We start from the raw sequence: 24,420 nt of genomic DNA, 5'->3' as shown, positions 1-24,420 counted from the left end.
AAATGTCAATTTTAAAGGGCAGCAGCACAACCTTCGCCGCCGCCCGTATCCTTTTACTTCTCGAATTCGCCGCGTGAGTATTGACCCGCAGCCTTAACGAAACCTGCAAACAATGGGTGACCATCGCGAGGAGTCGATGTGAATTCAGGGTGGAACTGAGCTGCTACAAACCATGGGTGAGCTGGGTTCTCAATCATTTCCACTAGCTTCTTGTCCGCAGATAGGCCTGACACTTTAAGACCTGCTTTTTCAATTTGTGGACGAAGAACGTTGTTCACTTCGTAACGGTGACGGTGACGTTCATGGATCGTCGCGCTACCGTACAGTTCACGAGCTTTTGTACCTTTTTCTAGGTGACATAGCTGAGAACCTAGACGCATCGTACCACCAAGATCAGATGATTCAGTACGCTCTTCCACGTTACCTGTTTCATCAACCCATTCTGTGATCAAACCTACCACAGGGTACTTCGTGTCTTTGTTAAATTCTGTTGAATGTGCACCTTCCATACCCGCAACGTTACGCGCGTATTCAATAAGGGCAACTTGCATACCTAGACAGATACCTAGGTAAGGCACTTTGTTTTCACGTGCGTATTGAGCCGCACGGATCTTGCCTTCAACACCACGATCACCGAAACCACCTGGAACTAGGATAGCGTCTAGACCTTCTAGAAGCTCAACGCCTTTAGTTTCGATGTCTTGAGAGTCTACGTACTTAATGGTTACGTTTAGGCGGTTTTTCAAGCCTGCGTGCTTAAGTGCTTCGTTCACAGATTTGTACGCATCTGGTAGTTCGATGTATTTACCGACCATACCGATAGTTACTTCACCTGTTGGATTCGCTTCTTCGTAGATAACCTGTTCCCATTCAGAAAGGTCAGCTTCTGGCGCATCAATACCGAAACGAGTACACACTAGGTCATCAAGACCTTGAGACTTAACAAGTTGAGGGATCTTGTAGATTGAATCTACGTCCTTCATTGAGATTACCGCTTTTTCAGGAACGTTACAGAAAAGTGCAATCTTCTTACGCTCGTTTGCTGGGATCATGCGATCGCTGCGGCAAACTAGGATGTCTGGTTGGATACCGATAGACAGTAGCTCTTTAACAGAGTGCTGAGTCGGTTTAGTTTTCACTTCGCCAGCTGCTGCTAGGTAAGGAACAAGAGTTAGATGCATGAACATTGCGCGTTCACGGCCAAGTTCTACTGCTAGCTGACGGATTGCTTCCATAAATGGTAGCGATTCGATATCACCTACCGTACCACCAACTTCAACGATAGCAATATCGTGGCCTTCAGAACCTGCAATTACGCGGTCTTTGATAGCGTTAGTGATATGAGGGATAACTTGAATTGTTGCGCCTAGGTAGTCACCACGACGTTCTTTACGAAGTACGTCGGCATAAACACGACCTGCAGTGAAGTTGTTACGCTTGGTCATCTTGGTACGGATGAAACGCTCGTAGTGACCAAGGTCAAGGTCAGTCTCTGCGCCATCTTCCGTAACAAACACTTCACCGTGCTGAGTTGGGCTCATTGTGCCTGGATCAACGTTGATGTAAGGGTCAAGCTTCATCATAGTCACTTTAAGACCACGAGCTTCTAGAATAGCTGCAAGAGATGCTGCTGCAATACCTTTACCTAGAGAGGATACAACCCCGCCAGTAACAAAAATGTAATTTGTCGTCATGTTTAACCTGAAATTGGTTGAATGAGGGAAATGGAGTGCTTCTGGACGGGAGATAAATATACCAGAAGCTCCTTACCGCCACAACGTGAAATCTATCACACCGTAATTTTTTATTTTTTGCTTCAAATCAAAGTGGGTAGAGACAAAGCAAAGTGCTTATTTATGTTCTGAGTCAGACTTGTCCCATAAATCGCGCTGTGACTATTTTGTCTGCAACTTCACTCTTCTTTTTTCACTTCATTCCAAAAATTGTCGAGTTCTGACAACGTACACTCGGTGAGTGTTCTTCCTGATTGTGCGACCTTACCTTCAACTTGCTTAAAACGCTTGGCAAACTTAATGTTCGCTTTGCTTAATGCCACTTCTGGGTCTTTGCCAAGATGACGTGCTAAGTTGACCGTGGCAAACAACAAGTCCCCTAACTCAAGTTCGACTTTCTCTTCATCTGGATCGATTTGAAGCGCTTCTTCCATCACCTCATCCACTTCTTCTTGAACCTTACTGACTACTGGCCCAAGCGAATCCCAATCGAATCCGTATTTCGCACATTTCTTCTGAATCTTTGTAGCACGAGAAAGCGCCGGTAAAGAGTTTGGTATTGAGTCTAGGATACTTTCTTCAGCTTTGCCTACTTGCGCTTTTTCTTTTGCTTTTTCCGCTTCCCAGTTGGCATTAATTTCCTCGTCAGACTCAAACTCAACATCCGAAAAAACATGCGGATGGCGACGAGTCAGTTTTTCGTTCACGGTTTCGACCACATCCGAAAATTCGAACAGCCCTTGCTCTTTCGCTAATTGACTGTAAAAAATCACCTGGAACAACAAATCACCCAGCTCTTCTTTCAGATTTGACCAATCACGATTCTGAATCGCATCCACCACTTCGTAGGTTTCTTCGATGGTGTGCGGAACGATGGTGTCAAAGGTTTGTTTTAAGTCCCAAGGGCAACCGCTTTCTGGGTCACGTAGCTTCGCCATGATTTGTTCTAATTGTTCAATTGGATGACTCATTTTCGTTCCTTTAAACCTTTCTATCTAAAGAAAAAGGTGAGCAGCCAAAACCACTCACCTTCTACATTATATTTTCTCAGCAGCTTCACTAAGTAATTGTTACTTTGACAAGGCAACAAGTTTTCGCGACTCCTGAGCATAGCTCGCCTATGTGATGAGCCTGGGCCGGCACTCCGGAGTAAACGCAGTAAAAGTGACAAGTACGACGTGAAAGTTAGCCTAAGCGTTTTACCGACATAACATCCTTAATCTGCTCGACACGTTTCGAAACGCGAGAGAGCACCTCAATATTGGTCACCTCAAGATCAAAATCCATGATGGCGAGCTGACGACGGTAATCGACACGGCTCTTCATGCTGGTCACTTTGATTTTCTCGTTGGCAAATAGTGTGGTGATGTCTTTCAATAGACCGCCTCGCTCCATCGCTTCGACACGCACGGTGAGGATGTATGACCCTACAAATCCGCTGCCCCATACGGTATCAATGATACGTTCTGGTGCGTGATGACGCAGTTCTTCGAGCTGTTCACAGTCACTGCGGTGCACTGAGATACCTCGGCCTTGGGTGATGTAACCACAAATGTCATCGCCTGGAATTGGCTGACAACAGCGAGCTAGGTGCGTCATTAGGTTATCAACACCTTCTACTACTACCGCGTCTTTTTTCGGGCGACTTTGCGCTGGTGCTTTGTGCTCGGCTTCTTGAAGTTTTTCTAGCGCTTGCTGATCCTCTTCTTCCGCCGTTGGTTTATTCACCAGTGCATTAATGTGGTTGATGATCTGATTGATACGCAGGTCGCCACTGCCTACACCGACGTAGAGTTCATCCGGCGTATTGACGTTGAAGCGTTTTAGGGCGTAATGCTCTGCATCTTTTAACGTCGCGCCAATCTTCACCAACTCGTGTTCTAGGATTTCACGTCCCGCTTCGAGGTTTTTCTCACGACTCTGTTTACGGAACCAAGCGTTGATCTTCGCACGAGCACGCCCTGAATGAACAAAGCCTAGTGATGGGTTTAACCAGTCTCGCGATGGGTTTGGCTCTTTTGCTGTGATGATTTCGACCTGATCGCCCATGTGGAGTTTATGGGTGAACGGCACGATTCGGCCACCAACTTTGGCACCAATACAACGGTGCCCGACTTCTGAGTGAATGTGGTAAGCAAAGTCTAGTGGCGTTGCCCCCATTGGTAAGTCGACAACATCGCCGCGTGGTGTAAATGCGTAGACGCGGTCATCGAAGACTTGGCTTCGGAGTTCATCCAACATCTCACCAGAGTCGGACATTTCTTCTTGCCAATCCAACAGTTTACGCAGCCAGGTAATTTTCTCATCGTAACCACTGCGGCTGCTCGCACCTTCTTTGTATTTCCAGTGCGCGGCAACGCCCAGCTCAGATTCTTCGTGCATTTGCTTGGTACGAATTTGAATCTCGATGGTTTTGCCTTCAGGGCCAAGAATCACGGTGTGAATCGATTGGTAACCGTTTGGTTTTGGGTTTGCAACGTAGTCGTCGAACTCACTCGGTAAGTGCTTGTATTTGGTATGAACCACACCTAACGCAGCGTAACAATCTTGCAGTTTGTCGGCGATGATACGTACTGCACGCACGTCAAACAATTCATCAAACGCCAAACTCTTCTTCTGCATTTTTCGCCAAATGCTGTAGATGTGTTTAGGACGACCACTTACTTCGGCATTAATGCCACAAGCTTTCATCTCTTGAGATAAGTCTTCGACAAAATCTTTGATGTATTGCTCACGGACAATACGACGCTCAGCAAGCTGCTTTGCAATTTGCTTGTAAGTGTCCGGTTGTTGATAACGGAAAGCGTAGTCTTCGATTTCCCACTTAAGCTGACCGATACCTAGGCGGTTAGCCAGTGGAGCATAAATGTTGGCACACTCTTTCGCCGCAGCACGTCGAACTTCGTCCGGTGCTTTTTTGACTTCAATAAGGTTGCAAATTCGTTCTGCTAGCTTGATGACAACGCAACGAAAATCATCCACCATGGCAAGCAGCATGCGACGAACGTTGTCTACTTGAGACGACGCAGCGCTGCCTTCCATCGTGACGTTAAGCTGACCGATAGCGGCCATTTCTTCTACGCCATCAATGAGCTTAATGATTTCTTTGCTGTATTTTTCTTCAAGAAGTTCTCTGTTGAAAGCACCACTTGAAACCAAAGGAAACAGTTGAGCCGCCACTAATGTTGCTTTGTCCATCGACAAGGTGATCAGAATTTCGATCATCTCTCGTCCTCGCCACAACAGGAGTTCGGCTTGTTCGTGACCCGCCAAAATCGTTTGGCAATCTCGATAAACTTCGATTAAGCGTGATGCTGTGCTTTTCTCTTGTCCTAGGCTAGCCACCCAGTTTTCAAGTTCAAACTGTTCATTTTGGTTTAAATGCGCGCTTCTTACCGCAACCATCTCATCATCCTAATTATTATATTTGTGTGGTTTGACTAACACCGTCCAGGTTAGTTCTTTGCCTCCACGTTGAGTGTTGGCTTTATGACCGCCCACCACAAGTAAACGGCCAACGTCTTAAAAGTTAAGACTTTTCAAACAGTGCCATCGATTCTAGATGGCTGGTATGAGGGAACATGTCCAGCATACCTAATTTGGTTAGTTGATAGCCTTGCTCTAGCAAGCTCTGACTGTCCCTTGCAAGGGTAGCAGGATTACAAGAAACATAAACTACACGCTGAGCGCCAAGCGCAGAAACTTGATCGATGATCCCACTCGCTCCTGCTCGTGCAGGATCCAGCAATACTTTGTCAAACTTTTCTGCAGCCCAAACTTGGCCGTCAAAATCCTGCTCAAGGTTAGCGTGATAAAATTGCGCGTTGTTGATTTGGTTCAAAGATGCATTATTTGAGGCTTTTTCGACCATCTCAGCCACACCTTCTACGCCAACGACATGTTTAGCACGCTTTGCGATCGGCAAGCTGAAGTTGCCTAATCCACAGAACAAATCTAACACTCGTTCGTCACTTTGAGGGTCTAACCACTCAATCGCCTGTTCCACCATTTTCTGGTTCACCGCTTGGTTGACCTGAATAAAGTTGTTCGGAGCAAAAGGGATTTTTACGCCCGCTTCTTGATAGAAAGGCACCTCACCTGCAACTAAGTTAAGTTGGTCAGTTTCTGGCATCAGATACAACGAGGCTTGATGGCGTGTCGCTAATTCAACTAATGCACTGACTTCTTCATCGGCCAAATTACTTAAGTGTCGCAGCGTGATACAAGGCCCGTTGTCACCCAACACCAGTTCTACATGCCCCAATTGCTCTGGCTTTTTGAACGCTGTTAGCACCGAATAAATCTCAGGCAATAGCACATTCAACTCAGGAGCCAATACCGGACAATCCGTCACTTGTGCAATTTGCTTGCTTTGCTTTTTGCGGAAGCCGAAGTGCAACTGACGCGTTTTCTTATCGACAAACAAACTCACGCGAGCACGACGTCGGTAACCTAAAGACTCGCCCAATACTGGCGCATCCAAATCAATGTCACTGCCAGCAAATTTTCGCATTAACTGACGAAGCGTCTGCTGTTTGTGCGTCAATTGTTGGTCATAATTGAGATGCTGCAAATCGCACCCGCCACATTCATGATAATGCGGACAAAATGGCTCAACGCGCGCGTCGCTTGGCTTTAGGATTTTAATCAGCTTGCCGCGAGCAAATTTGCTCTTCTCTTCCACCAATTGCGTCACCACTTCTTCACCTGGTAATGCGCCGTCAATGAACAACGGTTTCTTTTTAAGGTAAGCAATACCTGCGCCGTGGTGATCCAAACGCTCTACTTGTACCGCTTGGTGACGAGTGTTTAATTGCGTTTTCTTTTTAGGTTGAAAGATACGTGCCATGCTCTGTGCCTGATTAGTGTCTAATTGCTCTGCTGCTTCACTATTCTTGATTGCAGCCGTTGTGTGATTCGAGTGACTTGATTATGCTTACCGTTTATCCGGTGACGTCACTTCTTTGCTCAAGGCAGTATGACTACTCTTGAGAAATAATGCGTTATTTTCCCATATCCAGACTCCGATGTAATTAGATAACATGACCAGATATGGCTTACGAGCACGTGTAATTACGCTGACTCTCGCTCCCACTCTCATTATTGGTTTATTACTGAGCGGCTTTTTCTCCTTTAATCGCTATCAGGACCTAGAGAAACAAGTTATCACTACGGGCAATAGCATTATTGAACCTCTTGCGATCGCCAGTGAATCTCACCTACTTGCTGAAAGCCGTGAAGCCGTACGTCGCCTGATTAGCTACGCGCACCGTAAAAATTCCAAACTCGTTCGCAGTATTGCCGTATTTGATGAACACCATGAACTGTTCGTCACGTCAAACTTCCATCCTAATTTTGAAGCGCTGATGTTCCCAAAAGATAAGCCGATCCCGAAGCTGGGAAATTCGGAAATCTATGAGAACTCCCTAATCCTGCGTGTGCCGATTTTATCGGAAGGACACTATTTATCAGAACTGTCTAACGAAAACCAAGGCACGAAAGCCATTGGCTACATCGCGGTAGAAATGGATCTTTCTTCTTTACGCTTGCAGCAATACCAAGAAGTCTTCTCCGCTTTCCTTGTTTTGATCCTTGGTCTTGGGCTTGCTAGCGTGTTTGCTTCCCGCTTAATGCATGATGTTACCCAACCAATCACGCACATGAAAAACGTCGTTGATCGCATTCGTCGTGGTCACTTGGATGTGCGTATCGAAGGCAAAATGCACGGCGAGTTAGACCAACTGAAAAACGGTATCAACGCCATGGCGGTTTCGCTATCGGAATACCATGTCGAGATGCAGCACAGTATAGACCAAGCCACGTCAGACCTACGCGAAACCTTGGAACAGTTAGAAATTCAAAACGTTGAGCTCGATATTGCGAAGAAGCGCGCACAAGAAGCCGCACGTGTGAAGTCAGAATTTTTGGCCAATATGTCGCACGAATTACGTACGCCATTGAATGGTGTAATTGGCTTTACTCGTCAAATGCTCAAAACGCAGCTTTCTAATAGTCAAACCGACTACTTGCAAACCATTGAGAAGTCCGCAAACAACCTACTAAACATCATCAATGACATTCTCGATTTCTCGAAATTGGAAGCCGGTAAGTTGGCGTTGGAAAACATTCCGTTTGATTTCCGCGAAAGCTTAGAAGAAGTAATCAACCTACAAGCCACCAGCGCGCATGAGAAAGGTCTGGAGATCACCTTGAAAGTGGATCCGAAGATCCCTCCAGGTCTAGTCGGAGACCCGCTACGTATCCAACAAATTTTGACTAACTTGGTGGGGAACTCCATTAAGTTTACTGAGCGCGGAAACATCGATGTTAGCGTCGAAATGCGTTCACAAGCAGGTGACTCGGTTGAGCTGCAATTTATGGTGCGAGACACCGGTATCGGTATTTCAGAGCGTCAACAAGCGCAGTTATTCCAAGCATTCAGCCAAGCGGATGCCAGCATATCTCGTCGATATGGTGGTACGGGGCTTGGCTTAGTCATCACCCAGAAACTGGTAAGTCAAATGGGCGGCGAAATCAGTTTGACCAGTCGTCTTCACCAAGGTTCGACATTCTGGTTTACGCTTCGCCTCAACTCGACAGAAATGCCAATGAGCGATCTGATTGAAGTCGAGCTACTTACGGGCAAACAGTTGCTGTTGGTAGAACCAAACATGCAAGCGGCATCGGTGACTCAGCAGATCTTGAGTCAAGAAGGTATTCTCGTGACCTATCGTTCTTCCTTACCAGAGAACGAAGAGCACTACGATTACGTATTGCTGAACTTGGCAGCTAACCAAACTTATGACGAGCAATCAGTCGCTGCTTGGATTGAGCAAGCGAAGCGCATGGCGCCAAGTGTCATCATGGGTACACCGAGCACCGAATTAGCGCTTGCCGACCAAATCATGACCGAGCATCAAATCCAGTGCTTAACCAAACCGCTATCTCGCCGTAAGCTGCTGCAAAGTTTGATCAATGAACATGTTGAAGCACCTCAAGCTATTGCCGCTCCTGTTGAAACAGAAGAAAGCGAACGACTGCCACTGACGGTGCTCGCGGTGGATGATAACCCTGCAAACCTAAAACTGATTTCAGCACTATTGAAAGAAAGGGTTGAAACCGTAACGGCTTGTAGCAATGGTCAGCAAGCCGTAAATCTCGCTACCGAGAAGAAATACGACCTGATCTTTATGGACATCCAAATGCCATTAATGGATGGCGTGACCGCTTGTCAGAACATCAAAGAGCTTGAGTTAAACAAAGACACACCAGTGATCGCCGTTACCGCGCACGCCATGGCCGGGGAGCGCGATCGTCTGCTCGCCGCAGGTATGGATGATTACCTCACCAAACCAATTGAAGAGCATGTACTGCAACAAGTGTTGGTCCACTGGAATCCGAATACCTGTACAGAAAGCATAGGGAAAGTTGCGCCGTCCTACGTCGATGAACCAGCAAGTGAAGCACCTGCTACAGCTGAAAATACACAACCTGATGTGATTATTGACTGGCAAGCCGCATTGAAACAGAGCGCTAATAAGGAAGACTTAGCCAAAGATATGCTGCGTATGTTGATCGATTTCATTCCAGAAGTAGAAGAAGTTGTCGACCACGCACTTGAGCAAGACAATTATTCGCGTGAAGAGTTAATTCATGTGATCCACAAACTGCACGGCAGTAGCTCTTATTGTGGCGTACCAAGGCTAAAATCTCTCTGCGCTACGCTTGAACACGCACTTCGTTCAGGAGCCAGCATTGAGGAAATTGAACCTGAAATGTTTGAACTGCAAGATGAAATGATTAAGGTCACCACCACCGCAAAACTTTATCTAGAGCAGTAGCATTCTGACTAAACTTCATACAAAAAAGCCAGAGCATTTGCTCTGGCTTTTGTTATTCAGCTTAAAGGGTTAGGATTCAAGAATCACGGTCGCAACCGCGTAGTGACGTTCATCAGAAATGGATAAATGAACGTGATTAACGCCCATCGTCTGCGCCATTTTTTGAGCCACGCCAGACAGCATTAAAATTGGCTTACCCAACTCATCATTCGAGACGGTAAAATCATGAAAAGTTACGCCTTGTGCAATTCCTGTACCAAGCGCTTTCGATGCTGCCTCTTTAGCGGCAAAACGCTTAGCAAGATAACGCCCTTGCTGCTTAAGTTGCGAAAACTTTGCCATTTCATCCTCAGAGAGAATACGTCGAGCAAAAGGTTCACCACTGCGGCCTAGCGCTTTCTCTATACGCTCGATTTCAGCAATGTCGGTTCCTAAACCTAAAATAGCCATTCGTAGAACCTAGTTATTTGCGTGCCGCGATCATCAGTGCTTTCATCTCTGCCACAGACTTTTCTAGGCCATCAAACACTGCACGGCCAATGATAGAGTGACCAATGTTCAACTCGTAAATTTCTGGTAGCGCAGCAATTGGTGCCACGTTGTGGTAAGTCAGACCGTGGCCAGCATTCACAATAATACCAAGGTCATCAGCGTAGCTTGCACCCGCAGCAATCTTCTTCAACTCTGCTTGTTGCTCTTCTTCTGTTTCTGCATCAGCGTAATGACCAGTATGAAGCTCGATAAATGGTGCACCACACTGCTTCGCCGCTTCAATTTGCTGACGATCCGCATCAATAAACAGAGAAACTTTAATGCCCGCTTCCGTTAGCTTTTGCGTTGCCGCTTTTACTTTCTCAAGTTGGCCAACCACATCTAAGCCGCCTTCAGTGGTGAGCTCTTCACGCTTTTCTGGTACGAGACAAACAAACTCTGGCTTAGTTTTTAGTGCGATCTCAACCATTTCCTCAGTGACCGCCATTTCTAGATTCATACGTGTTTGAATCGTCTCACGTAGAATACGCACATCACGATCCAAAATATGGCGACGGTCTTCACGCAGGTGGATGGTAATGCCGTCCGCCCCAGCACGCTCTGCGATTTCCGCAGCGTGTACAGGATCTGGGTATTTTGTACCACGCGCATTACGTAGAGTGGCAATATGGTCGATATTAACGCCTAAATAAATTGAGCTCATTTTCCATTACTCCGTGCTCTGGGTGTCTGAATAAACAATTCACGACTTTTTAAAGGTTTGCCGCCAAGATACGGCTTTAAGGCTATACGTGTAAAGCGTTTTGCCGCTTTTAACTGCTCTTTAGTGACAAACCGCCGCTCGCTGATTGCAATCAGCTCATTACCCAAAAATGTTAGATTGTCGCGCCTTACCGATGCGATAAATCCTTTTTGTTCTCGGTAGCGGTACGTCATCTCAGGATCGACCGGCTCACCCGTGCCAGCACAGTGCAAAAAGTCGACGCCATACCCCATTGAAGAGAGCAAAGCCAACTCAAAACGGCGTAATGCGGGTTCTGGGTTTTCACACTGAGCGAGCTCGGTTAAGGCATGCAGGTAATCATGAAACAGTGCAGGCATTGGGACTTCTGCCATTAGCACTCGCCCAACGAGCTCGTTGACGTACATGGCGGAGTACAGGTTGATCCCAAATAAAGGTAAACCGAGGCTGATAGGCTCTGCTTGGCGCAACGTTTTCATCGACCCTTTACCAGACCATTTAAGCAATAGAGGCGTAAAAGGTTGCAGTGCGCCTTTTAGATTGGAGCGTTTACTACGCGCGCCCTTGGCCATTAGCGTGATACGACCATACTCCTCGCTAAATACATCAAGGATTAAGCTCGATTCACTGTAAGGGCGTCGGTGCAGGACAAAGCAGCGTTGAAAACCTTCTGCGGATAAGTTGCTCATCTAAATCTGTGTGCCTAAAAATCTAATGCCAGAATAGTAAAAAATAAGGAGCCATGCGGCTCCTTATTTTAATCGATATTGGATTCTACTTAATATTGAAACGAAGTGCTCTCGCCTCAAATTATAGATCGTCGATGTAACCTAGTGAGCGTAGTGCACGTTCGTCATCTGCCCAACCAGACTTCACTTTAACCCAAGTCTCTAGATAAACTTTACGACCGAACAACTCTTCCATATCTAGACGTGCTTCACGACCAATGGTTTTGATCTTCTCGCCGCCTTTACCAATCACCATCTTCTTCTGACCATTACGTTCAACAAGAATCAGGGCGTTGATATGGAAACCGTCGGTTTCTGGATTGTAATCGAAACGCTCAATCTCAACCGTTACAGAATATGGCAGTTCATCACCAGTAAAGCGCATTAGCTTTTCACGTACGATTTCTGAAGCCATGAAACGCTGAGAGCGATCCGTTACGTATTCTTCAGGGAAGTGATGCGTCGCTTTCGGCAGGTGATTACGTACGTGCTTGCGCAATACATCAATGTTCTTACCTTGCTTTGCAGAGATTGGCACTACATCGACAAAGTCCATTTTTTTAGACATTTCAGCCATGTGTAGCATCACTTCATTACGATCTTGCACGTTATCGACTTTGTTAACACAAAGTACAACAGGGAAGTTCGATTTCTGAAGCTTGGTCAACACCATCTCATCGTCTTTAGTCCAATGGGTACCATCAACCAAGAAGAAAACTAGGTTCACGTCACTCAACGATGAGTTTGCAGCGCGGTTCATCAAACGGTTGATTGCACGTTTTTCTTCAATGTGAAGTCCTGGAGTATCAACGTAAATCGCTTGGTAATCGCCATCTGTGTCGACGCCCATGATACGGTGACGCGTCGTTTGTGGCTTACGTGACGTGATCGAAATCTTCTGACCTAAAATTTTGTTCAGAAGCGTCGATTTACCCACGTTAGGACGACCAACGATGGCAATGAAACCACAATGCTGGTTTTCCGGTGAGCTCACCTCACCATGTGATGCGAAAAACGCATCGATGTCGAATTCGTTATCAGCCATTAGTTAATTGCTCTAGTGCTGTTTCTGCTGCCGCCTGTTCTGCCTTGCGGCGGCTGGTGCCTTTACCGATTACAGGCTTATCCACACCTGCTACTTCACACTCAACCGTAAACTCTTGGTTGTGCGCTTCACCTTTAATATTAGTCACTGTGTAGACAGGCAGCGGCTTTCTTCTGCCTTGCAGGAACTCTTGTAGGCGAGTTTTTGGGTCTTTTTGTGATACGCCAGGTTTGATGGCTTCAAGACGCGAGTTGTACCAACTCAGAACAATACTGCGTACTTTCTCAATATCACTATCTAGGTAAATCGCACCAATAATGGCTTCTACCGCATCGGCTAGAATAGAGTCTCGGCGGAAACCGCCACTCTTCAATTCACCTGGACCTAATTTTAAATAATCTCCTAGATCGAATTCACGACCCAGTTCCGCCAATGTGTGTCCACGTACCAGAGTAGCGCGCATACGGCTCATGTCACCCTCGTTCACTTTCGGAAAACGATGGTACAGATCATCAGCGATGACAAAACTTAAAATTGAATCGCCCAGAAACTCAAGACGTTCATTGTGCTTGCTGTTGGCGCTGCGGTGAGTCAGCGCCAAGTTGATAAGCCCAGCATCCTTAAATTGGTAGCCGAGCTTTCTCTCTAGTTTATCAATTGGAGAATTCATACTCTCTCGATATTAAATAGTTAGTGAATACCACCGATGCGGTTGAAACGCACACCAGTTGGGATCCATGAAGGTAGAACGCTATCTGCGCCACGATCAAACTCAAAGCTGATCCAAATGGCAACAGCTTTGCCGACAAGGTTAGCTTCAGGAACAAAGCCCCAGTAACGGCTGTCTGCACTGTTGTCACGGTTATCACCCATCACAAAGTACTGACCTTGAGGTACCACCCATTCAGTTGTACCGCTACGTGGGAAGTATTGCTCCACACGGTTACGTACAAGTGGGTTAACCAAAATATTGTGCTCAACGTTACCCAATTTCTCATCCAGTTGGATCATTGGGATACCGTTTGATTTGAATTGACTCTCTTCTACATTACTCAGCTTAACTGGCTTACAGCTGGATTCGCCTTGGCTTTGAATGCACAACTGCTTATCACCAGAATAACGAACAATATCACCCGGCAAACCAACGACACGTTTGATGTAATCAACGCTTGGTTGAGGTGGGTATTTAAAGACAACAATATCACCACGTTCAGGCTTACCAGTTTCCACTAGCTGAGTACGCCATACTGGGTCTTTTAGACCATACGCGTACTTCTCAACTAAAATGAAATCACCAACCAGCAAGGTTGGCATCATTGAGCCTGACGGGATTTGAAACGGTTCATAGATAAAAGAACGTAATACTAAGACGAAAGCGATAACAGGGAAAATAGACACACTGTTTTCAATCCACCATGGCTGGCGCTCCACTTTCTGTAGAGTGACCGCATCCAAACCATTTGTAGTTTGCGCTTGAATCTCCGCTACTTTCGCTTGACGTTTTTTTGCAAACACCAGCTTTTCCAGTAGCCAAACTACCCCCGTTACCAAGGTGACGATAACCAGCATCAGTGAGAATGTATTCGCCATTAAATTCCCTTATCTAAAAATACGAAAGTGAAAGAGCCTAAACCCTTTCACTTATTTAAGTTCTAACGTCTTATGACCAAAAACAGTGGGACAAAGTTCAACTCTAATCTTTGCCGACGTGAAGAATTGCTAGGAACGCTTCTTGAGGCAGTTCAACGTTACCGATCTGCTTCATACGTTTCTTACCTTCTTTCTGTTTCTTCAGAAGTTTCTTCTTACGACTCACGTCACCACCGTAACATTTTGCGATTACGTTTTTACGTAGCTGCTTAACGGTAGAACGCGCAATGATGTGGTTACCAATAGCCGCTTGAATCGCGATATCGAACATCTGACGAGGGATAAATTCTTTCATCTTCTCAACCAGCTGACGACCACGAGTCTGAGACTGATCTTTGTGCGTGATAAGCGCAAGTGCATCCACTTTGTCGCCGTTCAATAGTACGTCTACGCGTACCATGTTTGACGCTTCAAAGCGTTGGAAGTTGTAATCCAGAGATGCGTAACCACGTGACGTAGACTTCAGACGGTCGAAGAAGTCGAGAACAACTTCCGCCATTGGGATGTCGTAAGTCACTGCAACTTGGTTACCGTGGTAAACCATATCCACCTGAATACCGCGTTTTTCAACACAAAGTGTAATGACGTTACCTAGGTAATCAGAAGGCACCAAGATGTTACAACGCGCAATCGGCTCACGAATCTCTTCGATGTCGTTAATTGCAGGTAGCTTCGCTGGGCTATCAACGTACAGTAGCTCACCATCCGTTTTCTCAACTTCGTAAACTACCGTTGGCGCTGTGGTAATCAGGTCGAGATCGTATTCACGCTCTAGACGCTCTTGGATAATTTCCATGTGCAGCATGCCAAGGAAACCACAACGGAAACCAAAACCAAGCGCTGCTGAGTTTTCTGGTTCGTAGAATAGCGATGCATCGTTTAGGCTCAATTTACCCAGTGCGTCACGGAAGTTTTCGTAATCGTCAGATGATACAGGGAACAGACCCGCGTATACCTGAGGTTTCACTTTCTTAAAGCCAGGAAGTGGCTTGTCGCTGCCGTTTTTCGCTAACGTTAGCGTATCACCTACTGGTGCGCCTAGGATGTCTTTAATACCACAAACAACCCAACCTACTTCGCCAGTATTTAGAACATCAGTATCCACTTGCTTAGGTGTAAAGATACCCAAACGGTCTACACCCCAAGCTTGGCCTGTGCTCATTACTTTGATCTTGTCGTTCTTCTTCAGTGAACCGTTTTTGATTCGTACCAAAGATACTACGCCAAGATAGTTATCAAACCATGAGTCAATGATCAGCGCTTGTAGCGGCGCATCAGGATCACCTTCTGGCGCTGGAATTGCTGATACGATGTTTTCTAGAACGTCCTCAACACCCAGACCTGTCTTCGCAGAACAGCGTGTTGCGTCCATCGCATCAATACCAACGATTTCTTCAATTTCTTCAGCTACACGTTCAGGATCAGCGGCTGGCAAGTCGATCTTGTTTAGGATTGGCACTACTTCCAGATCCATTTCGATCGCGGTGTAACAGTTAGCAAGTGTTTGCGCTTCTACACCCTGACCAGCATCAACAACCAATAGCGCGCCTTCACAAGCCGCTAGAGAACGTGATACTTCGTATGCAAAGTCTACGTGTCCCGGAGTATCGATGAAGTTCAGCTGATAAGTTTCACCGTCTTTAGCGGTGTAGTTTAGCGTCACACTCTGAGATTTAATGGTGATACCACGCTCACGTTCAAGATCCATAGAATCCAGAACCTGTGCGGCCATTTCACGATCGCTTAATCCTCCACAAACTTGGATTAGACGGTCTGATAGGGTCGACTTACCATGGTCGATGTGGGCGATAATCGAAAAGTTACGAATGTGCTTCATAGATTTAGGGTGACTAACTCTTTACAAATTGGGACAGTAAGAAAGCCATCATTTGACGGCATTTCAATCAAGTTGGCAGATTCTACCGAATTTCGTTAACGGGCGCACCTAATTTAAAGTGTAGAGCTTATTGGATAGGTTCACCGAGAACTCGAATGAGGGTGACTTGGCGTTTTGACTCATCTTCAAGCGGTTTTGATAGGCGTTTTGCGAACCACATACCACCGCCTGCAAATAGCATGGATGCGAGAATAACAATGCCTTCTCCACCAGCGGTCAGAGGAGTCAGTAAGAAATGACCAACCATAGCACCAAGAATCAAACCAAATAAAGGCAGTAGATACACCGCCATGGCTGACTTGATAAGGCTGGATTCAGGAAAGCCGATTTCCACGACTTGACCGACTTGCACGTTTTTTTCTGTGCGCAGATGCCACGACAGGCTCTTATTACCTATCGCTTTAGTGACAACACCTGTGCCACAACTTTTTTGCGAGGAGCAGCTGCTGCAGCTCGTTTGCTGCTCGCAGCTTAAATCTATCTCGTACTGCTTACCGTGACGCTCTACTCCGGTCACGGTAGCCAACGCAGTCATCATTATTGCTTACTCTTTGTTACATTAAATGTGACAGATTGAGCAATGCGCTGCGCCGTAGCTGGCGGAATATCTCCGACCACCGAGATTTCATAATCACCATTAACAAAACTGTGTAAGGTTCTACGGCCTTGACGAACCAGTTGTCCTTTTAATGAATGCTCATCTTTATTTGCTACGTAAACAGAGAAGTTGAACAAGCCATCAGAATACAACTGACTTTCTACCATTTGGTCTGTTGATGCCATACGGTAGCGGTTGAGATCGTTTGGATGAAAACCGTCTGGAGTCCAGCCCACAGTCCAATTGCTCGTGCCAATTTCACCTTTCGGCATTGTAAGCACAGCAGGAAGTTGAACGTCTTCAAGGCCGCTCATCAACTCTGCAATTTTAGGGTTTACTGTGTAAGAGATCGTGCGGTATTGCTCTAGCATCTCGCCATCACGATCGACAAGATCGGCGCGAAGTGGCAATTTGCTCTTTTCGTCAATCCAAAGGACATAGGAATAACGTAGTCCGTCTTTCGGCACAATGCGTAATACCTGAGTTGGAACACCGGCTTCACGCGCACGCCCTACTTGAACGTAGTCGTAATACAGGTTTAGCTCGTCGATATTGGTGTTAAGCATCGGTATCGTTGGTGCAACCATTTTGCCTGATTCGATAGTGAACGGTTCCACGCCAGTTTCGATATAACTCACTTCTGTTCCGCGACGAATCACCTCACGTACAGGTCCACTTAAATAAACAAGATGAGCGTACTGATCTTCGCCGTGTGTCGCGTGACGATAAAGCAAAGGCTCAATGCTGTTCTTTTTGATAAGGATGTAAGAAAGTTCGTAACTTAAATTCTTACTCGCCTCGCTCATTTGATGCAATAAAGCCTCCGCCGGCTTATCACCAGCAAAGGCTTGCGAAGACATCATACTGAACAGAGCGCAAGCGCTGATCAGAAATTTTTTCATTCACTATCCGGAGTCAGATGCGCATCTTGCTGAGATGCGTCACTGTTAATTCTTAACTGCAATTCGTAGTCACGCAGCATAGCATGAACGCGTTTACGTTGCTCCTGCATATTTGCCTCACCCACTGAGCGCTCTACGGACTCACGAGTTAAGCTCACAGGTTCAGCACTGCCTGCAAACGGAACGGTTTGCAAAACTGGTAACTGTTCAGCTTGTGGCGACATTGGATCGCTACCACCGTATTGCTGCACACCTAAGATAACGACTAGCGACACACATGCAGCAACAGCGACTTGCCCAAACTGAGTTAACCACGCTGGCAACTGACGTTTGGCTTTTTGCGGTTCTGGTTGCGACTCTTTAGGCGCATCAGCGATTGAAATGACATTGGCACTGCGCGAATCGATCGCACGATGCACAGGTTCGTCTTCTAACGCTAACGCTACGCTTTCAGCAATATTCCACTCAGGTTTTGCTGGCGCCTCGCCTCGCATCACATCACCAATTAGGTGATAATTCTGCCAAGCTTCACGGCTCTCTTGGTCTTGCTCTAACTCTTGAATTAAAGCCTTATCGACCAATTCTCCATCCATGAGAGCTGAAAGTTGTTCTTTGTCAGCCATTGTTTTCACCATAGTTATTACTTGTACTAGCGCTGTAAAAGAGGTCTGATTTTCTTTTCCACCGCTTCACGAGCACGGAAGATACGTGAACGTACCGTTCCTACCGGGCAATCCATCACTTCAGCAATTTCTTCATAACTTAAGCCATCAAGCTCTCGCAATGTCATTGCTGTTTTTAAATCTTCAGGTAAAGCTTCGATTGCACTGAACACTACCCGTTGCAATTCTTTGGACAACGTTAAGTTCTCAGGGTTCGAAATTTCTTTAAGTGCACTACCTGTTTCGTAAAATTCAGCTTCTTCAGCATCAACATCTGTCGCTGGGGGTCTGCGCCCTTGAGCCACAATGTGATTTTTCGCAGTATTCACTGCAATGCGATACAGCCACGTATAAAACGCACTTTCCCCGCGAAAGCTAGGGATAGCTCGGTAAGCTTTGATAAAGGCTTCTTGTGCTACATCTGGTACATCGCCAGGATTACTAACGTATCTGGAAATAAGATTACACACCTTGTTCTGATACTTTGTTACCAGTAGGTTGAATGCTTGCTTATCACCATTCTGAACTCGCTCAATCAATACTTGATCGGTCAGCTGCTCGTTCATTCGAGCGGATACTCCTATTTGTTATGCCCCTACTCTTCTCAGATATGGGTACTAATTATGCAAAACGTAGTATTGACACCACTGCTTACTTGAGCACTATTGTGACTCCAATGTGAATGAGAAAGTTCCATGGTTTCTCAAGTTTTTTGTCATTGTTTTTTCACAGTGTGATGTCATGCGCCAAATCCCATGCACTGCCTGACTTATGTCTAATTTGACAAGCGAGCATATTAAAGGGAAATGGGTATAATGGATGATCTCTGTCCCAGATTGTGCTGGGTAGAAACTAGAAAAGCAATGAGATTGACAAACTATTACTTTTCATTTGCATGGCTATTGACTGTCTGAATAACGCGTTTTCAACCAAAACTCAGAAAACAACCGTGTGTCATTAGGCCTCAATGACCTAAGCATGCAAAAAGAAGAGTGGCTCAAGTCACCAGAGTAACTGTGATTTAGATAAGTCTCCCAACTTAGCCCTTAGTGACGGATGTCACGCATATGGAATGCACATGGTGTGCAAATAATACACAAGGTAACGTTGTTACCTTAGCTTGGGATTATAAAAGTTATATGAACACAAATCGTGAACATGAATGTGATGTGTTAGTGGTAGGGAGTGGCGCTGCGGGCTTGTCGTTGGCTTTACGTGTCGCAAACCACTGTAAAGTAATGGTACTCAGCAAAGGACCGCGCAGCGAAGGGGCAACTTACTACGCTCAAGGCGGTATTGCCGCGGTGTTCGATGAATCCGACACCATTGAGTCGCACGTTGAAGATACCCAAATTGCCGGGGATGGTATCTGTGACGAAGAGACCGTGAGATTCATTGCAGAACACTCAAAAGAATGTGTGCAATGGCTGATTGACGGCGGTGTACCATTTGACCGTGAAGACGATGATTCTGACGATGAACCTCGTTACCACCTAACTCGCGAAGGTGGCCACAGCCGCCGCCGTATTCTGCACGCTGCAGACGCAACCGGTATGGCAATGCAAACCTCATTGCAGGACAACGCCCACAACCATCCCAATATTCATGTTCTTGAACGCCACAACGCTCTGGACTTGATCACTGAAGATAAAATCGGCGGTGATAAAAACAAAGTCATCGGTGCCTATATCTGGAATCGAAACGAAGAGCACGTAGAAACCGTGCGCGCCAAATTTGTGGTTCTAGCGACAGGTGGCGCGTCAAAGGTTTATCAATACACCTCTAACCCTGATGTCTCATCGGGTGATGGTATTGCTATCGCGTGGCGAGCGGGCTGTCGAGTGGCGAACTTAGAGTTCAACCAGTTCCACCCAACTTGCCTTTACCACCCTGAAGCTCGCAACTTCTTGCTGACCGAGGCCCTTCGTGGTGAAGGCGCTTACCTTCGTCGCCCAGACGGCACTCGCTTTATGCCAGATTTTGATGAGCGTAAAGAACTCGCCCCCCGCGATGTTGTTGCTCGTGCCATCGACTTCGAAATGAAACGCTTGGGTGCAGACTGCATGTATCTCGACATCAGTCATAAACCAGCGGACTTTATCACCAAGCACTTCCCGACCATTTACTCGCGCTTGATGGACTTGGGCATTGATATGACCAAAGAGCCTATTCCAATCGTACCAGCTGCGCACTATACCTGTGGCGGCGTGATGGTGGATCAAAACGGTCATACGGATTTGAAAAACCTATACGCGATTGGCGAAGTGAGCTACACCGGCTTGCATGGTGCTAACCGTATGGCATCGAACTCACTGTTGGAATGTGTGGTTTATGCGTGGTCTGCTGCAAAAGATATTCTGAAACATCACACCAGCGTTGAGCTGCCTTCACGTGTTCCATGTTGGGATGAAAGCCAAGTCACCAACAGTGATGAAGAAGTTATTATTCAACACAACTGGCACGAACTTCGCCTGTTCATGTGGGACTACATGGGCATTGTGCGTACCGATAAGCGCTTAGAACGTGCATTGCGCCGCATTCAACTGCTACAACAAGAAACGCATGAGTACTACAGTAACTTCCGCGTATCTAATAACTTGTTGGAGCTGCGTAATCTACTGCAAGTTGCAGAGCTTATGGTTCGCTGTGCAATGCAGCGTAAAGAGAGCCGCGGCCTGCACTACACGCTTGATTACCCAAATCAACTGGAAAACAGCGGTCCGACAATTCTGGTACCAGCAAAGCAGTTAACCGATAATTAATATCGAATCTAACGCTTATCAACAGGGAGCTTTGGCTCCCTGTTTCATTTTCCATTGACGCAAAATCAAGGAAAGTTGCCGATAGCACCGTTCATCACAACTGTCTCGCCAAATCGTCACCATTTCACCCGACTCTAGCGTAAAGGAGAGTTTAAAAGGCAGCGTCGTCAGGTTGACGTGTTTGATATGCGAACTACTCGTTTCATTTTTTACCATGCCGTCGCTGTGCACATACCAATGCCCTTGACTCGACAAAAGGACAAAGCCTGGATCACGTAGCTTGCTAGCAATCAGTAATAACAAATAAATCGATAATACGAGCGGAATGTCGGAAAGAGACACGGCCCAAGTCAAGCTTAAGAAAACGGTCAGATTGCTGACTTGAGCCGTAATTGAGGAAGATACGTTAAGATTAACGAACTTTGCTGAGGTTGTGGGCAACAATTTTATCAACCATTGCTGCGTGGCCTAGGTTCTCGCTACGACCATGTCCCATAACCCAAGTGAACAGATCTGGATCATCACATTCAAGCAGAGAAACAAAGTCACGCTGTTCTTGTTCGTTCAGCGCATCAAAGCACTCTTCAAAAAACGGCATAATCACCACATCCAGCTCAAGCATGCCACGACGACAAGCCCATTTAATACGCGCCTTTTCTTCAGGAGTGTACATTCATTATTCCTTCATAGATGTCTTGTTATTAATGCGGAGTGTAACAAGGGATGTGCTACGTCACTAGTGTGCGGGTCACAATACGTTAAGTAACTTCAAGGTGTCAGATTCAAAGCTGGTCACTGATTCAACACCACTGAACCTCACGTTTAGCAACAGCGAGCTCTTTCCTAATTATTCTGCCATGAAATCACGATAGAAAACGTCACCTATCCTTGATTGGCATACGTTGTGACGTTTCTTACTCAAGGTTGATTAGATTTCCAAATTACCGCTACATCTGAAAACTGAGCGGTTCTCGCTAAACCGAACACCTTAAGGTGACTTGGGCATATTGAAAGCTGACAAATGGTGAATCTGCATTTAACATAGCTGAAAAATATCTTCAAAAGGCATTGTAATCATGGAATGGCAAACTCGCTTTTCACCGCTCAACCTATCGACTCAAGATGCTCTACCAGAACTGTCTATCTCACGACTCGATCATCTAGGCATGATCACCATGGTAGGCGATGACAAAAAATCGTACCTGCATGGTCAAGTTACCTGTGATGTGGTTTCTCTAGAAAAAGACCAATCAACACTCGGTGCGCACTGCGACGCGAAAGGTAAAGTGTGGAGTGTATTCCGCTTGTTCCATCATGGTGATGGCTACGGCATGATCCAGCCGAAATCTGCGATTGAAATCGAACTGAAAGAAATAAAAAAATACGCCGTATTTTCCAAAGTCACGATTGAAGAATCTAACGATGTGATTCTTGGCGTTGCAGGTGTCAACGCCGATGCGTTTGTGTCTGCTTTAAATGAAGATGCCGGTGATGTACGCATCATCAATGGCGGCACTGCGGTAAAAGTAGAGGCGAACCGTTGGTTACTTGTTGTGACAGAAGAAGCGGCGCAAGCACTGATCGAAAACAGCGATGCTACGCTGACAACACGCGAGCTTTGGACTCGGTTCGACATTGAATCTGCACTGCCATTCGTTTCTGCCACAGCGCAAAACGAGCACATTCCACAAGCCTTGAACATTCAAGCCCTAGGTGGCATTAGCTTCACTAAAGGCTGTTACACAGGCCAAGAAACCGTAGCTCGAGCGAAATACCGCGGCACAAACAAGCGCGCTATGTACATCGTGAAAGGCGTAACGTCGACCGCGTTAAACGATGATGCGATTGAACTAGAACGCAGCGTAGGCGACAACTGGCGCTCAGTCGGCACGTTACTGACTCACTATCAATTCAGTGATAACCAAGCTATGGGTTTGATCGTGTTACCAAATAATCTGGATGACGACACTCGCCTTCGTTTGACGTCTCAGCCTGATTGTGAATGGACCATCGCAGAATTGCCTTACAGCCTTGATGATGAATAATGCCATTCATACTCCTTTGATGCAGTTTCTTGCCGACCAAAACATCACGTTTCGTCTGCTTCCGCATCAAAGACCAGCCACAACAATTGAGGATGCCGCGCAACAACGCGGCATTCGCCCTTCTCAAATGGTCAAAGCGATATTGCTGCGAGACATGGGCAATCAATACGCCCTCGCCTGCGCCCCTGGTGATCGCAGTGTGGATCCCAAAAAGGTACGAGCTTTACTGCAATGTCGCCGCATGACTTGTGTCGACCAGGCCGATGTAGAAGCCATCACTGGTTATAAAATTGGCACTGTGACGCCGTTATTACTCAAACGACAGATGCCGATTGTGTTTGACCCAAGCTTATTGGAAGAACGTGAAGTCACCATCAGCAGTGGGGACCGCATGGCAGGGCTGGCGTTATCCATCGACGATTTGGTTCAGCTATGCCAACCCACCGTGGCCGAAATCTGTCGTTAACATCCAATTCATAATGCAATAAAGCGCAGTGTTCTCATCACTGCGTGATCTCCCTCATATCTATAAAAACACGCCGCAGAATTTTTAATCAAAATTAAAACATAAATAGTCACCATTATAAAACTCGTATATGCTGATTCTGTTGGTTAAGTTTTCAACAAGCACTTAACCAACATAAAGTGAATCGGCTGACAGGCATGACCACGCTCGTGATGTCAGCTATCCACTTTTGTGTAATGCATCTGTGACTATTCGCCCGCTCAAGCGGGCTTTTTTTTGCTTGGAACTTTTTTCAAGCAGTCTCATCTAATCTTGTGTAAGCAAGCTATAACACTTAGATAGAAGGTGTAGGTTTGAAAAAGAAACAATTAGCAAACAATCATTTTCCTTCTATTCTTATTTCTGTAACAAAACTATTGCTTAATGCACCACGTATGAAGGAGAACAGAAACATTTGGGTTCCTTCCAGTGTAATTTTTTGGGGTAATCCTCACGCTATTTGAGATATCAGTCTGTCAATTTGTCTAAGGCAGCACAATTCTCCAAAGCGATACATTTCACCTGTACTTAATACTATTGCTGTCACAATAATTTTTACGTCCAAAACGTAGAATAACTGGGCTAGGTAAGAGAAAAGGAAAGTAAATATGAGACTGTTTAAGCGCTATACACCAAGTATGATTGCTAAACATATAAGTCGTCTTTTTAAGGGAAGAATCTATATTTACGGGGTCGGAAGATTCGAGTTTGATAACGGTAAATTGATACTACCGGAAAAAGCGGAGCAACGTCATTTTCGAGCGGTAAAAGAGATTAACCAAGAAATAATGAAACTCCGATGCGCATACGCTTAGCAC

General features: G+C 46.0%; 22 protein-coding genes. 5 read left to right on the top strand and 17 right to left on the bottom strand.

The features are described 5' to 3' along the window. Positions 1 to 53: 53 nt before the first annotated feature. From BIW15_RS04500 to rlmD, 4 genes are all read right to left on the bottom strand, one after another. Positions 54 to 1,694, bottom strand: a complete 1,641-nt coding sequence (locus BIW15_RS04500; RefSeq protein ID WP_005455581.1) for a CTP synthase — start codon at positions 1,692 to 1,694, stop codon at positions 54 to 56. Between the two features lie 218 nt (positions 1,695 to 1,912). Next, positions 1,913 to 2,704, bottom strand: coding sequence for a nucleoside triphosphate pyrophosphohydrolase (gene mazG, locus BIW15_RS04495; RefSeq protein ID WP_024699982.1), 792 nt, complete (start codon positions 2,702 to 2,704; stop codon positions 1,913 to 1,915). 214 nt (positions 2,705 to 2,918) lie between these two features. Then, a complete protein-coding gene (gene relA / locus BIW15_RS04490) occupies positions 2,919 to 5,138 on the bottom strand; it encodes a GTP diphosphokinase (protein WP_005490307.1) in 2,220 nt (739 codons plus the stop codon). 124 nt (positions 5,139 to 5,262) lie between these two features. Next, positions 5,263 to 6,582 (bottom strand): 23S rRNA (uracil(1939)-C(5))-methyltransferase RlmD, encoded by a 1,320-nt coding sequence (rlmD, locus tag BIW15_RS04485; protein WP_023585671.1) that lies wholly within the window; start codon positions 6,580 to 6,582, stop codon positions 5,263 to 5,265. Positions 6,583 to 6,775: 193 nt separating this feature from the next. Here rlmD and barA point away from each other — a divergent pair, with 193 nt between their 5' ends. Continuing rightward, positions 6,776 to 9,574 carry a two-component sensor histidine kinase BarA gene (barA, locus tag BIW15_RS04475; RefSeq protein WP_045588333.1) on the top strand — a complete coding sequence of 933 codons (2,799 nt, stop codon included), beginning with the start codon at positions 6,776 to 6,778 and terminating at the stop codon, positions 9,572 to 9,574. A 69-nt stretch (positions 9,575 to 9,643) separates the two neighbouring features. Here the strand turns inward: barA and acpS are convergent, their stop codons facing one another. The 11 genes from acpS to rpoE all read right to left on the bottom strand — a co-directional run bounded on the left by acpS (position 9,644) and on the right by rpoE (position 18,856). After that, complete coding sequence (gene acpS / locus BIW15_RS04470) at positions 9,644 to 10,024, bottom strand: holo-ACP synthase (protein WP_017449143.1); 381 nt, start codon at positions 10,022 to 10,024, stop codon at positions 9,644 to 9,646. Between the two features lie 13 nt (positions 10,025 to 10,037). Next, positions 10,038 to 10,769: a pyridoxine 5'-phosphate synthase gene (gene pdxJ, locus BIW15_RS04465; RefSeq protein WP_005484124.1), complete on the bottom strand. Its 732-nt coding sequence runs from the start codon at positions 10,767 to 10,769 to the stop codon at positions 10,038 to 10,040. Beyond that, positions 10,766 to 11,497 carry a DNA repair protein RecO gene (gene recO, locus BIW15_RS04460; protein ID WP_005482573.1) on the bottom strand — a complete coding sequence of 244 codons (732 nt, stop codon included), beginning with the start codon at positions 11,495 to 11,497 and terminating at the stop codon, positions 10,766 to 10,768. The genes pdxJ and recO overlap by 4 nt, the downstream gene beginning before the upstream one ends. A 121-nt stretch (positions 11,498 to 11,618) precedes the next feature. Then, positions 11,619 to 12,581, bottom strand: a complete 963-nt coding sequence (era, locus tag BIW15_RS04455; protein ID WP_005460684.1) for a GTPase Era — start codon at positions 12,579 to 12,581, stop codon at positions 11,619 to 11,621. Then, positions 12,574 to 13,251 carry a ribonuclease III gene (gene rnc, locus BIW15_RS04450; protein ID WP_005460683.1) on the bottom strand — a complete coding sequence of 226 codons (678 nt, stop codon included), beginning with the start codon at positions 13,249 to 13,251 and terminating at the stop codon, positions 12,574 to 12,576. The genes era and rnc overlap by 8 nt, the downstream gene beginning before the upstream one ends. 20 nt (positions 13,252 to 13,271) lie before the next feature. Beyond that, positions 13,272 to 14,171: a signal peptidase I gene (gene lepB / locus BIW15_RS04445; RefSeq protein WP_005460682.1), complete on the bottom strand. Its 900-nt coding sequence runs from the start codon at positions 14,169 to 14,171 to the stop codon at positions 13,272 to 13,274. 103 nt (positions 14,172 to 14,274) lie between these two features. Beyond that, positions 14,275 to 16,068 (bottom strand): translation elongation factor 4, encoded by a 1,794-nt coding sequence (gene lepA / locus BIW15_RS04440; protein WP_025517489.1) that lies wholly within the window; start codon positions 16,066 to 16,068, stop codon positions 14,275 to 14,277. A 127-nt stretch (positions 16,069 to 16,195) separates the two neighbouring features. Continuing rightward, on the bottom strand, positions 16,196 to 16,666 hold the full coding sequence (locus BIW15_RS04435; protein ID WP_005493915.1) for a SoxR reducing system RseC family protein: 471 nt from the start codon (positions 16,664 to 16,666) through the stop codon (positions 16,196 to 16,198). Further along, positions 16,666 to 17,628, bottom strand: a complete 963-nt coding sequence (gene rseB / locus BIW15_RS04430; protein ID WP_005490311.1) for a sigma-E factor regulatory protein RseB — start codon at positions 17,626 to 17,628, stop codon at positions 16,666 to 16,668. The genes BIW15_RS04435 and rseB overlap by 1 nt, the downstream gene beginning before the upstream one ends. Continuing rightward, entirely contained in the window at positions 17,625 to 18,251 is a 627-nt protein-coding gene (locus BIW15_RS04425; protein ID WP_005481241.1) for a sigma-E factor negative regulatory protein, read from the bottom strand. Before BIW15_RS04425 ends, rseB begins: the two co-directional genes overlap by 4 nt. 26 nt (positions 18,252 to 18,277) lie before the next feature. Further along, entirely contained in the window at positions 18,278 to 18,856 is a 579-nt protein-coding gene (gene rpoE, locus BIW15_RS04420; protein ID WP_005493913.1) for an RNA polymerase sigma factor RpoE, read from the bottom strand. Between the two features lie 573 nt (positions 18,857 to 19,429). Here rpoE and nadB point away from each other — a divergent pair. Continuing rightward, complete coding sequence (gene nadB / locus BIW15_RS04415; protein WP_005490333.1) at positions 19,430 to 21,052, top strand: L-aspartate oxidase; 1,623 nt, start codon at positions 19,430 to 19,432, stop codon at positions 21,050 to 21,052. Between the two features lie 18 nt (positions 21,053 to 21,070). Here nadB and BIW15_RS25450 read toward each other — a convergent pair whose 3' ends face one another. Beyond that, positions 21,071 to 21,493 carry a protein YgfX gene (locus BIW15_RS25450; RefSeq protein WP_373270247.1) on the bottom strand — a complete coding sequence of 141 codons (423 nt, stop codon included), beginning with the start codon at positions 21,491 to 21,493 and terminating at the stop codon, positions 21,071 to 21,073. After that, positions 21,465 to 21,725: a succinate dehydrogenase assembly factor 2 gene (locus tag BIW15_RS04405; protein WP_005458651.1), complete on the bottom strand. Its 261-nt coding sequence runs from the start codon at positions 21,723 to 21,725 to the stop codon at positions 21,465 to 21,467. The genes BIW15_RS25450 and BIW15_RS04405 overlap by 29 nt, the downstream gene beginning before the upstream one ends. A 403-nt stretch (positions 21,726 to 22,128) precedes the next feature. Between BIW15_RS04405 and ygfZ the strand changes: the two genes are divergently transcribed. The 3 genes from ygfZ to BIW15_RS04390 all read left to right on the top strand — a co-directional run bounded on the left by ygfZ (position 22,129) and on the right by BIW15_RS04390 (position 24,417). Then, the gene (gene ygfZ, locus BIW15_RS04400) at positions 22,129 to 23,097 is read left to right on the top strand and encodes a tRNA-modifying protein YgfZ (protein WP_005481243.1); all 969 of its coding nucleotides are present in this window, start codon (positions 22,129 to 22,131) and stop codon (positions 23,095 to 23,097) included. After that, the gene (locus tag BIW15_RS04395) at positions 23,090 to 23,563 is read left to right on the top strand and encodes an aminoacyl-tRNA deacylase (RefSeq protein WP_005481229.1); all 474 of its coding nucleotides are present in this window, start codon (positions 23,090 to 23,092) and stop codon (positions 23,561 to 23,563) included. Before ygfZ ends, BIW15_RS04395 begins: the two co-directional genes overlap by 8 nt. Before the next feature lie 647 nt (positions 23,564 to 24,210). Next, complete coding sequence (locus tag BIW15_RS04390) at positions 24,211 to 24,417, top strand: DUF1107 domain-containing protein (protein WP_005380970.1); 207 nt, start codon at positions 24,211 to 24,213, stop codon at positions 24,415 to 24,417. The last annotated feature ends 3 nt before the right edge of the window (positions 24,418 to 24,420 follow it).

The organism is Vibrio sp. SALL6 (assembly GCF_002002385.1).
Classification (GTDB): Bacteria; Pseudomonadota; Gammaproteobacteria; order Enterobacterales; family Vibrionaceae; genus Vibrio; species Vibrio parahaemolyticus.
This window is presented reverse-complemented; position numbering and strand designations above follow the sequence as displayed.